The sequence below is a fragment of the Sedimentitalea sp. genome, from assembly GCF_039973035.1.
Taxonomy (GTDB): domain Bacteria; phylum Pseudomonadota; class Alphaproteobacteria; order Rhodobacterales; family Rhodobacteraceae; genus Sedimentitalea.
On sequence record NZ_JBDWLR010000044.1, the window covers coordinates 1 to 15,272 of the forward strand.

The 15,272-nt window shown below is 58.6% G+C and carries 12 protein-coding genes; 5 read left to right on the forward strand and 7 right to left on the reverse strand.

Annotation, left to right across the window (positions count from 1 at the left end; genetic code table 11):
* Positions 1–334: 334 nt before the first annotated feature.
* The 3 genes from ABJO75_RS11470 (at position 335) to ABJO75_RS11480 (ending at position 4,253) form a co-directional block, all read left to right on the forward strand.
* Positions 335–1,153 (forward strand): sulfurtransferase/chromate resistance protein, encoded by an 819-nt coding sequence (locus ABJO75_RS11470; protein WP_348128180.1) that lies wholly within the window; start codon positions 335–337, stop codon positions 1,151–1,153.
* A 3-nt stretch (positions 1,154–1,156) separates the two neighbouring features.
* Positions 1,157–2,449, forward strand: coding sequence for a chromate efflux transporter (gene chrA / locus ABJO75_RS11475; protein WP_348128183.1), 1,293 nt, complete (start codon positions 1,157–1,159; stop codon positions 2,447–2,449).
* Positions 2,450–2,768: 319 nt separating this feature from the next.
* On the forward strand, positions 2,769–4,253 hold the full coding sequence (locus ABJO75_RS11480) for a D-alanyl-D-alanine carboxypeptidase family protein (RefSeq protein ID WP_348128186.1): 1,485 nt from the start codon (positions 2,769–2,771) through the stop codon (positions 4,251–4,253).
* A gap of 190 nt (positions 4,254–4,443) precedes the next feature.
* On the opposite strand, the gene ABJO75_RS11485 is transcribed toward ABJO75_RS11480, so the two are convergent.
* The 5 genes from ABJO75_RS11485 to ABJO75_RS11505 form a co-directional block, all read right to left on the reverse strand.
* Complete coding sequence (locus tag ABJO75_RS11485; protein WP_348128189.1) at positions 4,444–6,378, reverse strand: acyltransferase family protein; 1,935 nt, start codon at positions 6,376–6,378, stop codon at positions 4,444–4,446.
* 337 nt (positions 6,379–6,715) lie between these two features.
* Positions 6,716–8,119 carry an FAD-linked oxidase C-terminal domain-containing protein gene (locus tag ABJO75_RS11490; RefSeq protein WP_348128192.1) on the reverse strand — a complete coding sequence of 468 codons (1,404 nt, stop codon included), beginning with the start codon at positions 8,117–8,119 and terminating at the stop codon, positions 6,716–6,718.
* 64 nt (positions 8,120–8,183) lie between these two features.
* Positions 8,184–9,974, reverse strand: a complete 1,791-nt coding sequence (ggt, locus tag ABJO75_RS11495) for a gamma-glutamyltransferase (protein WP_348128195.1) — start codon at positions 9,972–9,974, stop codon at positions 8,184–8,186.
* 54 nt (positions 9,975–10,028) lie between these two features.
* Positions 10,029–10,565: an RNA 2',3'-cyclic phosphodiesterase gene (gene thpR / locus ABJO75_RS11500; protein WP_348128198.1), complete on the reverse strand. Its 537-nt coding sequence runs from the start codon at positions 10,563–10,565 to the stop codon at positions 10,029–10,031.
* A 3-nt stretch (positions 10,566–10,568) separates the two neighbouring features.
* Entirely contained in the window at positions 10,569–11,555 is a 987-nt protein-coding gene (locus ABJO75_RS11505; RefSeq protein ID WP_348128201.1) for a D-glycerate dehydrogenase, read from the reverse strand.
* 144 nt (positions 11,556–11,699) lie between these two features.
* Between ABJO75_RS11505 and ABJO75_RS11510 the strand changes: the two genes are divergently transcribed.
* Together ABJO75_RS11510 and ABJO75_RS11515 are read left to right on the forward strand one after the other, a co-directional pair.
* Entirely contained in the window at positions 11,700–12,203 is a 504-nt protein-coding gene (locus ABJO75_RS11510) for an SH3 domain-containing protein (protein WP_348128371.1), read from the forward strand.
* Positions 12,204–12,290: 87 nt separating this feature from the next.
* Positions 12,291–13,280 (forward strand): NADPH:quinone reductase, encoded by a 990-nt coding sequence (locus tag ABJO75_RS11515; protein WP_348128204.1) that lies wholly within the window; start codon positions 12,291–12,293, stop codon positions 13,278–13,280.
* A 49-nt stretch (positions 13,281–13,329) separates the two neighbouring features.
* Here ABJO75_RS11515 and tal read toward each other — a convergent pair whose 3' ends face one another.
* Both tal and tpiA read right to left on the reverse strand, forming a co-directional pair.
* On the reverse strand, positions 13,330–14,274 hold the full coding sequence (tal, locus tag ABJO75_RS11520) for a transaldolase (protein WP_348128207.1): 945 nt from the start codon (positions 14,272–14,274) through the stop codon (positions 13,330–13,332).
* Positions 14,275–14,497: 223 nt separating this feature from the next.
* Positions 14,498–15,244 (reverse strand): triose-phosphate isomerase, encoded by a 747-nt coding sequence (gene tpiA, locus ABJO75_RS11525; protein WP_348128210.1) that lies wholly within the window; start codon positions 15,242–15,244, stop codon positions 14,498–14,500.
* Positions 15,245–15,272: the final 28 nt, after the last annotated feature.

The following is a 15,272-nucleotide window of genomic DNA, read 5'->3' on the forward strand; positions in this document are numbered from 1 at the left end:
TGCCGTGCGACTTCGGAAAATAGGGCTTCAAACGCGCCATCTGCGCGTCGCTCAACCAGAAAAGATCAGACATATCACCGCTCAGTTTTCCGGCGGTGAATCATGATGCTCGCCTGAAATCAATGGGTCCAGACCCTAGCATTGACCCGGTACACCAGATGGCAGGAATTAACATTCGGACTGCGAGCCGACGCTGCGAGGCCAGCACCGGCGGCTCTCGCGTTTGACAGGGGTGTGGGGCGCGGCTAAAATATATGGACTGGGGTCTGCGAGAACCCCGTGAGGCGCCAGCCCAATCTTGCATCCGTCCGGACCTTTGCATGGAGGATGCTTTATGGCGTCGTATAATGAAATTCCCGTATCGACTATGGCTCGTCTGGTGGGGACACCTGACTGTCCCGCAGTGCTTGATGTACGCATTGATCAAGACTTCGATGACGATCCAAGATTGATCCCCGGCGCAATTCGACACCCGTTTCGGAACGTACTCGACTTGGCCAGAAAATTGACGGGCCGTTCAGTGGTTGTTTACTGTCAAAAGGGCTTGAAGATCAGCCAAGGTGCGGCGGCCTTGCTGCGCTCGGCAGGCGTAAAGGCCGAAGTCCTAGAAGGTGGACAGTTCGCTTGGAGGGACGCCGGATATCCCATGCTTCTGGCGGACAAGTTGCCGCCGATGGATGATGCAGGCCGTACCGTTTGGGTGACGCGCCACAGGCCAAAAATCGACCGCATTGCCTGCCCTTGGCTCATACGCAGGTTTGTTGATCCAGAGGCCCGGTTTTTGTTCGTGGCGCCATCGCAGGTAAACAGTGTCGCTGAGCGGTTCAATGCAACTCCTTTCGATATCGCGGATGTGTTCTGGAGCCATCGTGGTGAGAACTGCACATTCGATACGATGATTGAAGAGTTTGGTATTGGAAACGAAGCGCTTGCGCGATTGGCACTGATCGTGTGCGGGGCCGATACCAACAGGCATGATCTGGCGCCCGAGGCCGCTGGGCTTCTTGCTGCATCCCTTGGTCTGTCGCGGATGTATCGCGATGACTTGGAGCAAGTTGAAGCCGGCATGGCGCTGTATGACGCCTTTTACCGCTGGGCGCGGGACGCTACCGAGGAAGGGCATGACTGGCCCGCCGCGTCGATGAAAGCCTAAATCATGAACAGTTCCAGCGAAACAATAACGAGCGTGCCTCCGTCTCTTACCGAAACGACTCGGGTTTGGTGGAAGATCGGTATCTTATCGTTTGGAGGTCCGGCGGCACAGATCGCGCTTATGCATAAGGAGATAGTCGAAGAGCGCGACTGGCTCTCAGAGCGGCAATTTCTGAACGCGCTGAGCTTTTGCATGTTGCTGCCAGGGCCAGAAGCGATGCAGTTGGCCACCTATGCGGGCTGGCGATTGCACGGCACTGTCGGTGGGGTGATTGCGGGACTGCTGTTCGTCCTGCCGGGTGCGGCGGTGATCATGGCGCTGGCTGCGATCTATGCCATCTTTGGCGACGTGCCACTGGTCGAGGCGCTGTTTTACGGAATCAAGGCGGCGGTCCTGGTGATTGTGGTCGAGGCATTGTTGCGTGTGGCAAAGAAAGCCTTGTCGCAAAGGGCACACTGGATCATCGCGGGGCTGGCCTTCGTCGGGATATTCTTCTTTTCCATACCCTATCCGGTGATCGTGTTGATCGCCGCGCTTGTCGGTGCCTTGATGCCGTCTGCGCCAGAGAAACCGCAGATTGTCGATATGGCACATGTGTCGGTTGGAGCGACACTCCGCACGGTTGTTACATGGCTGGCAATCTGGCTGGTGCCGCTTGTCGCGCTTGATGTGTTGGGTGCGGCCGATGTGCTGGTTGACGTGGGCCAGTTCTTTTCCACGCTGGCTATCGTGACCTTTGGCGGGGCCTATGCGGTTCTCGCCTATATGGCGCAGGATGTCGTTGTTCAGTTTGGCTGGTTGACCGCAGGCGAAATGGTCGACGCTCTGGGGTTGGCAGAGACCACACCCGGCCCACTCATACTGGTCACACAGTTCGTTGGTTTTCTCGCCGGATACAAGGAAGGCGGGATTTCCCTTGGGATGAGCGCGGCCGCAGTAACGCTGTGGGTGACCTTCGCACCTTGCTTTCTCTGGATATTTGCTGGCGCACCCTACATCGAATGGATTGCGAGCCAATCAAGACTGAGAAATGCGCTCAAGGGGATCACGGCCGCCGTCGTCGGCGTCATCCTCAACCTGTCGGTCTGGTTTGCGCTGCATGTTCTCTTTGCTGAGGTCAGCCTTCAGAAATTGGGGCCCGTAACACTATGGCAACCAAATTTCGCAACGTTCGAATGGCTCGCCGGGGCGCTGTTCATCCTCAGCGGCTTTCTGGCCTTTCGGCTCCACTGGGGCATCATCAGAATTTTGCTGGTCGCATCGACACTGGGGGCAGCTTTGCGATTGTTCCTGTAAATCATCTTGGTAAATTCACTTGGATTGTTCGACGCCAGCGCCCGCTGTGCTAGCGGCCATTTCGATGACGACATACCCAAGTACTCCGACACGAAGGATCGCCAAGGCGCATGAGCCCGAGCCAAACGGCACGCGCTGCGGAAATCGCGGGTCTAGTTGCTGATGCGCTTCCGACCACTACATCTAGCTGAATTTCCCATGTCCAGATCGGGTAACAGCCTGCAACCAATGGGTTTATTTTAACCGACTCCTGTGTTACGGTCATCGTAATAATCAAAGTGTCAGCCGGAAAACCGGCGGCCCGAGGCAGACAGAGGCAATGATCGTGCAGGTTCGGCGTATACGTCCGGCCCAGAGGGGCCATTCTATTTTTATCGCATTCTGGTTGTCGGTGCTGATGCCTATCAGCGCTTTGGCAGCTCCGTATGCGGCTCATGTAATTGACGCTCGAAGTGGTAAGGTGTTGCATTCGCGAAATGCTGACACCCGGCTGCATCCGGCGTCCCTGACAAAGATGATGACACTCTACATTGCATTCGAAGCGGTGCGTAATGGTGAAATCACACTTGATACCAAGGTGCGGATCTCCAAGCATGCCGCATCTGAACCTCCGTCAAAACTGGGCTTGAGGTCGGGTCAAACCATTGCGCTGCGGTATCTCATTCGTGCCGCTGCAGTGAAATCCGCCAATGACGCGGCTACTGCCATCGGAGAGGCAATCAGCGGCAGCGAGGCGGCCTTTGCCCGGCGGATGAACCGCACAGCCAAGGCGATGGGAATGTCGCGGACGACGTTCAAGAACGCCCATGGGCTGACCGAAAGCGGGCATCTCTCGACCGCGCGCGACATGACTGCTCTGGGGCGGCATGTGATTTATGATTACCCGCAATATTACAACCTGTTCTCCCGGCAGACTGCGGATGCAGGGGTCAAGAGGGTCAGCCATACCAACCGTCGCCTTCTGCAATCCTACAAAGGCGCCGACGGCATCAAGACAGGTTATACACGAGCAGCGGGTTTCAATCTCGTGGCCTCGGCACAGCGTGGCAATGAACGCGTCATCGCCACCGTGTTTGGTGGCAAATCCACGGCGTCGCGCAATGCGAGAGTGGCCGAACTTCTGGACATGGGCTTTCGCCGGGCACCGTCCCGCGCGGCTCTTCGCAAGCCAGCACGCCCGGCCTATGCGGGAAACGTAGCGGCGGCGGGCGGCACGACAGCGGCCAAGACCGTTAGGGTCGTCGCGTCAGTCCAAAAAAGCCTGCGACCACGCCTGCGCCCAAGCCCGTCGATAGAGGTTGCTGAAACCGTCGTCACGGCAGCCGCCGCGGATGGAGACAAGGTGCAGGCCAGCGTCGAGGCGGCAATCGCCGCAGCCTCGCAAAGCGTTGCTACAGCCGCCGCCGAGACACCAAAGGTCGACGTCGCAGAGGCCACGCTGACCTCTACCAGCGTATCGGTGCCAAGGCCTACAGCTCGCCCCGCCGAACTGACGGTCGCCCTCGTGAAGCCAACCAAACCCCCTGAACCACAAGAACCGGAAATCGTCACGCGGCTCTCGACATCCGGTGGGCAGCATTGGGGCATCAACGTCGGACGTTATGGCAGCCGGTATCAGGCCGAAAAGGTTCTGCTGCGTACGGCGCTTGCGGAAATGGCCACGCTTGACGGCTCCTTGCGCAAGGTCAACCAGACATCTGCCGGTTTTGACGCGAACTTTGTTGGCATGACGCGCGATACTGCCGATCTCGCCTGTCGCAGGCTCAAGGCGCGCAACGTGACCTGTTTCATGATCGGCCCCTGAGGCCTTTCGACTTAAACCTGAATCATCTAACGCGGCCTGAAATCATCGATTTCAGCGCGTTGGATGATGGGTGAAATATCAAGCTAAAGTTGAAACGCGGTGAGCGTCTGGCGCCGGTTGGCTTTTTACTAGCGATACTGGGACGCCAGCGTCACCTTCTCCAACTGATCGGCAAAGAATCAAGACTGGTCTATCGTGCCAGTTCGCGTGCCTCCCCAAGCAGATCATACTTCGCACCCAGTCGCTGCGATCCTTCGTAGGAGAGGTGCCCCTTGTCTCTGTAGATCAATACGTCATCTTCCCGCGCCGCACATTCGCCCTGTGCGCAGAGAAAGTTATCAAAACGAAACACTGGCACGTTGCCTCGCTGTTCAAGCAAATCGAGAACGCTAAGGGAGAGAGCTTCTTGTGCGCGATACACTGACTCATCTATCGTACAGTTCGAATCCTTGCCCGCCACGATCAATCCGCTCATACCCCTCTCAAGGCAAAGACCGATATCAAATCCCGAATGCGGGTTAAAGCCCGCCCCCTCGCTCGGCGTGGGAGCGAACAGAACGGCCTTTGGCCCTGCCGCGCGTATCAGTTCAACTGTGCTTTCGATTTCCAGGGCCAGGTCCTCTGGTTTCAGTACGACCTCATTCCCGTCCGCGTCTTGGACATCAAGAAAGAAATATTGGTTTAGCAAGCTGGACAGAACGACCACCTCCAACGATGGGTGATCTCGGACATAATCAATTACGGATTGGTTGAAATCGAAGCAGTCCCGGATGAACTGAGTGCCACGCAAGTAATCTGAATGCTTCGGCGCGATGCCATGGATCGGTCCGCAAACGCTCTTGGTTGCCTGTGCAAGCACTACCTCGGTATTTGAGAGAAACGCGGGAACCAGATGCATGGCATATGAGTCCCCCCAAACCAGCGTATCAGGCCGCTCGCCCGTCGTGCATTCCTGATTTTGAACAAAACGGTCTACATGTTCGCAGCCGTCGCTCAGCCCTGTATTGGGTCTTAGGCGATGTGCAAGATTTTCGTCGGTGCGCCCATCAAGCGTTACCAGTTTTCCGAGCCCTACACAGGCCAGAACGGTGCAGAGTACCATGATCCCCTGTGTGCGAAGCCTCTTTCCAGAGGCATAGCGCAATGGCTTTTCAACTGTAGCAAACAGCAACAGGGCAGCGCCTATCGACACTATGGCAATGGCGACACGTATCCAGACCGGTGGCAGTTCTGACATGTAGGCGTTGTTCACGAAGGCGACGAGCGGCCAGTGTACGAGATACAGGGAATAGGAAATGTTTCCGAACCATCCCAAAACCTTGACCATGCCGCCGGTATCCAGAAGGGGGCACCGAAACACCAAGATCAGGACGACGGCACAACACACAAGCACTGAATCGACACTCGGGTGCGGCCATCCAAATTGCTTACCCGGAGCGAAAATAGGTACGGCGATCAGAATTGCCAAACCCATATATCCGAGTAAGGGCCTGTCGATTTTGGGCGCGTGTTGCCCGCCTAAAGCAATCGAACAGGCGGCCCCAAGCAGCAGAGACCAAGCCCGCGTGGGCAACAAGTAAAAGGTTGCAGAGGTTTTGGTTGAGACGAACGCAAGACACAAAACCAAACTTAAGACCAGGGCCAAGCAGACAAGGACGAAATGCCGGCGCTGTGGGATCAGAAACAGCAACAAGGGGAGAAACAGATAAAACTGCTCTTCGATCGATAATGACCACATGTGCAGGAGCGGCTGCAGGGCAGAGTCGGAACTGAAGTATCCGGATTGCAGCCAAAGCGATATGTTGGATACAAAAAATATCGACGCGATCGCGGTCTCGTTGAAATTTTTCTGTATGCCGGATGTCAGAAAGAAGCCGGAAACGGCAAAGCTCAGTGCAATAACCACCAGAGAGGCGGGCATGATCCGACGGAGCCGGCGGGAATAAAATTTTCCGAACGAGAACTGACCAGAGGCCAGATCGTTGCGGATAATACTGGTAATGAGAAAGCCAGAAATGACAAAGAACACGTCGACACCCAGATAGCCAGCGGTCTGGAAGGACAGTTGGGTATGGTACAACAGCACAAGCAACACCGCGATGCCTCGCAGTGCTTGGATATCCATCCTGAATGTGTGTGGAGTGCTAGATTGGGTGTTCACCAGAATAGAATCCAAACTTGTAACAAACTACCGAGAGGTCTGCGCGAATCGCCGGTACGTTTAAGTGACGCCCAGAATGCGCACAGAATTCTTCACATTTGCCTACGTGGAATTCTCACACCCATCGCTCTTACCGCCGGCGTCCCGAAGTTCCAAGACAACTGCCGGAGCATAAATGCTAATCGAGTGTTGGAAAACCCACAGGTTCGTGAACTCTGCCATGATCGTCATTCGTAACGTGTCCGGACCCTTCTCCGGGTGACGACAACGGTTCCTTCCGCTCTCTGAGCTCGGCCGGTGATCAGTCTGGGAGAACTTTGCCCGGGTTCAGGATGCCATGGGGATCAAAGGCCGCCTTGATTGCCGCCATATAGCGGGTGCTGGCACCCAGTTCCCGTGTCAGATAGGGGCGTTTGCCTTGTCCGATCCCATGTTCTCCGGTGCAGGTGCCATCCATCGAGATTGCAAGATCGTTGAGCCTGCCGACAAATGTTTCGGCGCGGGCGATTTCCTCGTGATCTGCCATGTCGATCAGTAGCGTGGTGTGAAAGTTCCCGTCACCAACATGGCCGACAATCAACCCGGTCAGCCCGAGTTCTTCGACCATCTCGTTGTTGCGCGCCACGCACTCGGCGAGGCGAGAGATCGGGACACAGACATCGGTGGCGATGGCGGTCTTGCCGGGGCTGATCTGTAGCGTTGCCCAGTAATAGTCATGACGCGCCTGCCAGAGCCGGTTGCGTTCTTCGGCGTTGGTGGTCCATTCGAACCCTGTGCCGCCGACGTCTTCGGCAATGTCACCAAATGTTGCCGATTGTTCGGCAACGCTCGCCTCGGACCCGTGGAATTCGAGCAGCAGTAGCGGGGACACTGGCAGGTCGAGTTTAGAGTATGCGTTGACAGCCTCGACCGATGCCGTGTCGAGTAATTCCATCCGGGCCACCGGAATCCCGTACTGAATGGTCGCCATCACCGCCTGACAGGCGGCGTCGACCGTTTCAAATGAACAACGCGCGGATGACATTGCCTCGGGGATACCCTGAAGCCGCAGCGTGATCTTGGTAATGACACCCAACGTGCCTTCGGATCCGACCAAAAGCCGGGTGAGATCGTAACCGGCCGAGGATTTCTTGGCCCGCTGTGCGGTCTTGATGATGTCGCCATTGGCCATCACGGCCTCAAGCGCGATCACGTTGTCCTTCATCGTTCCATAGCGCACCGCATTGGTGCCCGAGGCCCGTGTTGCCGTCATCCCGCCGATGGTCGCATTCGCACCGGGATCGATGGGAAAGAACAGTCCCTGATCGCGCAGATAGGTGTTGAGTTGTTCGCGCGTGACACCCGGCTGCACGACACAATTCAAATCCTCGGGATAGACCGCAAGGATCTCGTTCATCTGGCCCATATCCATCGAAATACCACCCGCTGGGGCGTTCACATGCCCTTCCAGCGATGTGCCGACGCCAAAGGGGATCAGCGGCACCTTGTGGGTGGCGCAGACCTTGACGACATCCGCGACTTCTTCGGTCGATTGCGGAAAGACCACGCCATCGGGGGGCTGGTTCCTGATCCAGGTCGTGGTGTGGCCGTGTTGCTCGCGAATAGAGGCTCCGGTCTGGAACCGGTCGCCAAATTGCTGCTTTAGAACACCGAGCGCGGCGGCGATCCCGTCTTCATTGCGCGGCATGTCGGTTGCCTGAACCATGAGTTTTCCTCTACCTGATCACCGGGATATTTGTCGCAGTTTGCCGCCGCCTACAAGAGCAGGATCATTCCCCGAGGGCAATTCCCTCGCGCCGGGGGTCCGCAGCGCCCAGCAACCCGTCGGCAGTGATCTGGATCGCGTGCAGCCCCGAATTCAGGTCGCGCAGGTTGACCTCGTACCCCAACGATTCCAGCGGTCCTTGCAAGGACGTCGCGTTTGTTCCGTCTTCCAGATCATAGGTGCCAAAGCGGTTGACCGCATGCGGCAAAGACAACGCCTCTTGTATGTTCAGGCCCCAGTCGAGCCAGCCAATGATGCCAGTCGCGACATATCCGATGATCCGGCTGCCACCGGGCGAGCCGATGGCGAGTACTGGCTTGCCATCCTTCATTACGATGGTCGGAGCCATGGACGAACGCGGGCGTTTGCCGGGCTCGATGCGGTTGGCGATAGGGACACCATCGCTGTGGCTGCGAAACGAGAAATCAGTAAGTTCGTTGTTGAGCAGAAAGCCCCGCACCATGAGGCGCGAGCCAAAGCCGTTTTCAATCGTTGTCGTCATCGACAGCACATTGCCATATTGATCGACGATCGAGATATGCGAGGTCGATGGTAATTCGATCGACTCGTCATCAGCCAGCAGCAATGCGTGATCAAATTCCGGTGTGCCGGGTGCTGTTTCCGGTAGCGCATCATCGCCACTCAACAGCTTGGCACGGTCAGCAAGATAGCCGGGAGCGACCAGACCATCAGTGGGCATAGGAACAAAATCGCTGTCGGCCATGTACCGACCACGATCCGCAAAAGCGAGGCGACTGGCGTCCCCGATCAATCGCCAGCTTTCGGCATTGTCCGGGCCGAGTTCTGACAGATCGTGGGGCGAGAGCAGTCCGAGGATTTGTCCAACGGTCAATGCTCCGGACGACGGCGGGCCCATTCCACAGACGTCATGTGCCCGGTATTCGACACAGACGGGCTCTCTCTCCCGAACCTCGTAGATTGCCAGATCCAGCTGCGACAGCACGCCGGGATTGTCAGGCACACCGGCGACGGTGGCTGCGATATCGGCAGCGATCGGGCCGGTGTAGAATGCGTCAGCCCCATCTGCGGCGAGCGCCCGGAGTGTGTCGGCATAGTCAGGATTCTGCAATGTGTGCCCCGCTTGCAGGGGGTCGCCGTCCGGGAGGAAATAGGCGGCGGTTTGCGGCGCGCGGGCCAAGCGCTCGGCATCGCTTGCAATCAGTTCAGCAAGGCGCGGAGACACAGAAAACCCGTCCTCGGCATGGCCGATGGCGGCGCCAAACAATGCCGGCCAAGGGGTTCGCCCCCAGCGGCGGTGCGCTTCGGACAACAATGCGGGTGTGCCGGGCGTACCGACCGAGCGACCACCCACGACCGCGTCAAAGAACTTGAGCGGCTCGCCGTTTTCGTCCTGGAACAGTGTGGGCGTCGCCGCAAGTGGTGCCGTTTCGCGACCATCGAGCGTGGTCAACGTCTCGCTTGCCGCGTCATACCAGACCAGAAACGCTCCGCCGCCAAGACCGGAGGATTGCGGCTCGACCAATCCCAAGACCGTCTGCACCGCCACCATCGCATCTGCGGCACTGCCACCTGCGCGTAGAATGTCGGCACCAGCCTCAACCGCGAGCGGGTTGGCCGCAGAAACCATCCATTTGCTCGCCGCGACCGGTTGATTGCCACTCTTGGCTTTCAGGGCAGCTTGCACTGCAGGCGAGGTGGATTGATATCCGGCGCTGGTTGCGGCCTCGGGCGCGACACTGTCGGCGGTTTCCTGTGCGTTGGCGGGCAGGCAAAATGCGGCGACCACAGCCATGCTGGTCAGAGTGCGTATCATTGAGGTTCCTCCTTGAAGGTACCTTACGCCTACAACCCAAGCCTGCAACACCTGTTACGCCAGATCATATCGGGCGAGTTCGTGATAGATCGGGCCGTCAGGATGCAGATCAGAGCTGAAGAGCGACATGGATTTGACGGGCGTATCGGGAAAGCGCAGGTCGTTCAGTGTCGCGATGGCATCGGCAATGCGGCCCGCGCCACCTGTGCCGGGGCGTATCCGGGCAAGAGTCACATGCGGATGAAAGCGGCGGCGGGCAACAGTGATACCCGCCCGGCGTGCTGCGCCCAGAACCTTGCGGTGCAAGCTCTCCAATGCTGGATTCTGTACGACATTCGCAAAGACCAGCCGAGGCTTGTCACCGCCAAAGCAGCCAAGCCCGGACAGGGTAATGATGAATTCCGGCACCCGTAAAGGCTCCAGCTCGGCATGCAGGTGTTCCAGTGCGTCCTCTGGCTGATCGTCAAGAAACGCCAGCGTCAGATGCAGGTTTTCGCGTGCCACCATCCGGCCCAAAGGCAATCGGAACTGGGCCGCCTCCAAGGCGTCGCGGGTGTCTTCCGGCAACGGAATGGCAACAAAGGACCGCACTGCTCAGAGCATGGACGGGACCACCTGATCCGGCGGGCGGTGACCGTCTTCGAATGTCTTGATGTTGATGATGACCTTTTCGCCCATCTCGATCCGCCCTTCGAGCGTCGCCGACCCCATATGCGGCAGCAACACGACATTGGGCAATTCACGCAGGGTCGGGTTCACGTCCGTACCGTGTTCATAAACATCAAGCCCGGCTCCGGCCAGTTCATTGGCGCTCAGCATCCGGATAAGGGCGTTTTCATCAATCACCTCGCCACGGCTGGTGTTCACGATCACCGCCGTGGGCTTCATCAGCTTGAGCCGCCGCGCGTTCATCAGATGGAACGTACTGGGTGTCGAAGGGCAGTTGACCGAAATCACGTCCATGCGCGCGACCATCTGGTCAAGGCTTTCCCAATAAGTCGCCTCGTATTTTTCTTCGATTTCGGGGCGCAGCCGTTTGCGGTTGTGATAATGCACCTGCATGCCAAAGGCAGCGGCGCGGCGTGCCACCGCCTGACCGATCCGGCCCATGCCGAGAATGCCAAGCCGACGGCCACCGACGCGGCCACCCAAAAGCGCGGTGGGCGCCCAGCCTTGCCATTCGCCTTTTTGCATGATGGCCAGACCTTCGGGAATGCGACGCGTCACGGCGAGCAGCAGGGACATTGCCATATCAGCGGTATCGTCGGTCAGCACACCCGGTGTGTTGCTGACCAGAATGCCCCGTTGCCGTGCCGTGGCCACATCGATGTGGTCAACGCCCGCACCATAGTTGGCGATCAGCTTGAGCCGTTCTCCCGCCTGTCCGATCAGGCGCGCGTCGATGTCATCGGTGACGGTCGGCACGAGAATATCGGCATCGCGCATGGCCTCGGCCAGCTGCGATCGGGTCATTGGCGTGTCATCGTCGCGCAGCTTGACGTCAAACAACTCGCTCAGCCGGGTCTCGACCTCATCGGGCAACCGTCGCGTAACAACAACACTCAGACGTTCTCTTGGCACTCTGTCTCTCCCGCCGCTTTTCAAATCGCTTCGCGCCATGTCATGGTGGCGCAGTACGCACCGGTGCACAAGAACCTCGGGCGGAAAAACACGTGGCAGTTTTTTGTTAGAGCAGGCAAACGGACAGTGACAGTTCAGGTTTTGATGTGGCGCCTTTTGGGTGCGGGATTTCTGGTGGTTGCGCTGGCCGCAAGCGCCGCTGTTGCCCAGAGCAACGCGGGGCGCGGACCGATTACCAACCTGCCGATGCCGCGCTATGTCTCGATGAAAGCCAACGAAGGCAACGTGCGGCGTGGTCCATCGCTGACCCATCGCATCGACTGGGTGTTCAAGCGCCGGGATATGCCAGTACAGATCACAGCAGAGCATGGCCATTGGCGACGGGTGCAAGACCGGGACGGTGCAGGTGGTTGGGTGCATTATGCGCTGCTGTCGGGCGTGCGCACGGTGCTGGTGGAAAAGGACATGATGGCCGTGCACGCGCGACCTGATCCGACCTCTCCGATCAATGCGGCATTTGAACTGGGCGTTGTGGCCCGTCTGGGGTCCTGTGGTCCGGACTGGTGCCAGATCAGCGCGGGCGGCTATCGCGGTTGGGCGGCAAAGGAAGACCTGTGGGGCGTGGCGGCCGAAGAATTGCGCGACTGACGTATTCAGCTGATCCGCACTCGACCAACCGGCAATGCACAGTATGTTGCCCCGACGACAACCCATATCATCTGAAGGAACCGGGGAATGAAAGCCATCGTCTATGATCGGTTTGGTGCGGCACGCGATGTGCTGAGCCTGCAAGAGATCGAAGCACCGCGCCCCGGATCCGGTGAAGTCACCGTCGATCTTGTGTTTTCCGGGATCAACCCATCGGATGTCAAAGCGCGTGCCGGCACGCGACCGGGCGTCACCAAGCCGCCGTTTCCGCAGGTTATTCCACACAGTGATGGTGCCGGAGTCATCAGTGCTGTAGGCGACGGCGTCAACGCCGAGCGGATCGGTGAACGTGTGTGGATCTGGAACGGGCAATGGCGGCGCGCATACGGCACCGCTGCCAACCAGATCACCTTGCCACAAGATCAGGCGGTGGTGTTGCCGGACAATGTGAGTTTCGAAACCGGGGCCATCCTCGGCATCCCCGGCCTGACTGCCGCATTCACGGTGTTCAGTGGCGGTGATGTCGCAGGCAAGACGGTTCTGATTCAGGGCGGTGCAGGAACTGTTGGCCTGTTGGCGGTACAGCTGGCCAAATGGGGCGGGGCCAAGGTCATCGCGACCGCACGTGGGGCAGGGGCCGAGCGTGCCCGCGAGGCAGGCGCCGATGCCGTGATCGATTATGCCGATGCGGATCTTGCCGCGCGCATCCTTGCGGCCAATTCGGGCCAACCCGTTGATCGCATTGTAGAGGTCGAATTCGGCAAGAACATTGCGACTGACACCGAAGTAATCGCGGAAAACGGTACAATCTGCGCCTATGGGTCGGCTTTGGAGATGGAGCCGGTGTTTCCATTCTATCCGCTGCTGTTCAAAGCGGTGACCATTGAAATTGCGCTGATCTACCTGCTGAGCGAGAGCGAGCGCACTGCCACCATCAAACGGCTCACCCGCGCCTTGAGCGAAGGGGCGTTGAATTGTCCTGTCGAGCGGGTGTTTCCACTTGCCGACTGCGCGGCAGCACATGAGGCTGTCGAAGCCGGAAACCGGGCAGGGGCCATCCTGCTGAGCACCGACTGAACGGGGCCGCCAAGCAATATTTGTCTTGATCAGCGGCCCGTGTGGTATCTTACGCCATGCGATCCGCGATCAGGGCGATCAGTTTCTTGTGGTCGGCGTCAAAATTTCGAATGCCTTCGGCGAGCTTTTCAGTAGCCATGGCGTCGCTGTTCATGTCCCACCGAAAGGCTTTTTCATCCATCTCGATCCTGGCCACGCCGCTGGCATTGTCAGGCGACAGGGCGCGCGGCAAGGTGCCGGATTCGTTGCCCAACTGGTCGAGCAACTTCGGTGCGATGGTCAGGCGGTCACAACCCGCCAGTGCTTTGATCTGGTCGGTGCTGCGAAAGGATGCGCCCATCACAACCGTGTCGATGCCGTTGGATTTGTAATAGTCATAAATCCCGCGCACCGATTTTACGCCGGGGTCTTCGTCAGGCGCATAGCTTTCGACACCTTCGGCCTTTTTGTACCAATCAGTGATCCGGCCCACGAAGGGCGAAATCAGAAATGCCCCGGCATCCGCACAGGCGACGGCCTGCGCCATGGAAAACAGCAGCGTCAGGTTGCAATCAATGCCTTCGTCCTGAAGCACCTCTGCCGCGCGAATACCTTCCCAGGTCGAGGCGAGCTTGATCAGGATGCGGTCCTTGCCAACCCCACGCGCGTCGTAATCGGCAATGATGTTGCGGGCGCGGGTCACGGACGCTTTGGTGTCAAAGGAAAGACAGGCGTCAACCTCGGTCGAAACCCGGCCGGGAACCAGCGCCGCCAGTTCCGCTCCAACCGCCACCGTCAGCGCGTCACAGACCGCTGCGGGGCTTAGACCGGCCTTACGCCCGGCTTCGATCTCGCGTGCGACCAGCGCTTCGGAGGCCGGGTCTTTCAGCGCGCCCAGAACCAGCGAAGGATTGGTGGTGCAATCCACCGGCGCGTGGGCCTTGACGGCTTCGACTTCGCCGGTGTCGGCGACTACGACTGTCATGTCGCGGAGTTGTTCAAGAATGGTTGTCATTTCTGTTCTCCTCTGCCCGGACATGGGCGCGATAAAGGATGTCGATAGCCCGCCCGGAACGGTCCGCGCGAATTTTCAAAGTGTGTTCGCCTGTCCGCACCGTTCTGAATGAACAAAGATCACTGCTTGGCAGGGCCGGAGGCATAAATGCCGACGTTGTTGCCGACATACCGGGTTCCAAAGAAATTGGCCACCGCGTTGATGCGACCATGGCATCTCTGAATCAGGCGGCGTCCAGCGCCTTTATGATACCGGAGAAATCAGACGCCTTGAGGGACGCGCCACCGACCAATGCGCCGTCGACATTGGCCACCGCGAAAATGTCTGAGGCGTTGCCTGGTTTGACCGATCCACCATAAAGCAGGCTCAGATTCGCGCCTTCGGCACCGAGCTGCTGATCAAGTGCTTCGCGTAGAAAGTCATGCACTTCTCCGATCTGCTCGAGCGTCGGGGTCCGGCCTGTACCGATGGCCCAAACGGGTTCATATGCGATCACGGTATTGTCCCCGGTCACGCCATCGGGAAGCGATCCAGCGATCTGTGACCCGACAACATCCAATGCGCGGCCAGCGTCTCTCTCTGCCTCGGTTTCACCGACGCAGACAACCGCGACCAGCCCTGCGGCGTGTGCCGCCGTGGTTTTGGCCCTGACCATCGCATCGGTCTCGCCGTGGTCAGAGCGCCGTTCGGAATGACCGAGAATGACATGCGTCGCGCCGGCATCAACCAGCATAGGTGCCGAAACATCGCCGGTATGCGCGCCGGACTCGCTGGCATGGCAATCCTGCCCGCCGATCAGAAGATTCGATCCCTCGGCCCAGTTCTTCATGGACGTGACAAGCGTGGCCGGTGGGCACAGCAACACCTGGCAGCTGAGATTCGGAAGGATAGGGAGCAATGCTGCGATCTCGGAGGCCGAGGCGCTGGAGCCGTTCATCTTCCAGTTTCCTGCGGCAAGTTTCTTGGGCATGGTTACTCCTCATCAGCGGTGGATGCCG

Coding starts and splice junctions, on each gene's coding strand:
- tal (WP_348128207.1), bottom strand. CDS start 14,274: ATGACAACCATTCTTGAACAACTCCGCGACATGACAGTCGTAGTCGCC.
- chrA (WP_348128183.1), top strand. CDS start 1,157: ATGAACAGTTCCAGCGAAACAATAACGAGCGTGCCTCCGTCTCTTACC.
- ggt (WP_348128195.1), bottom strand. CDS start 9,974: ATGATACGCACTCTGACCAGCATGGCTGTGGTCGCCGCATTTTGCCTG.
- ABJO75_RS11470 (WP_348128180.1), top strand. CDS start 335: ATGGCGTCGTATAATGAAATTCCCGTATCGACTATGGCTCGTCTGGTG.
- ABJO75_RS11490 (WP_348128192.1), bottom strand. CDS start 8,119: ATGGTTCAGGCAACCGACATGCCGCGCAATGAAGACGGGATCGCCGCC.
- ABJO75_RS11480 (WP_348128186.1), top strand. CDS start 2,769: ATGATCGTGCAGGTTCGGCGTATACGTCCGGCCCAGAGGGGCCATTCT.
- ABJO75_RS11510 (WP_348128371.1), top strand. CDS start 11,700: ATGTGGCGCCTTTTGGGTGCGGGATTTCTGGTGGTTGCGCTGGCCGCA.
- ABJO75_RS11485 (WP_348128189.1), bottom strand. CDS start 6,378: ATGGATATCCAAGCACTGCGAGGCATCGCGGTGTTGCTTGTGCTGTTG.
- tpiA (WP_348128210.1), bottom strand. CDS start 15,244: ATGCCCAAGAAACTTGCCGCAGGAAACTGGAAGATGAACGGCTCCAGC.
- ABJO75_RS11515 (WP_348128204.1), top strand. CDS start 12,291: ATGAAAGCCATCGTCTATGATCGGTTTGGTGCGGCACGCGATGTGCTG.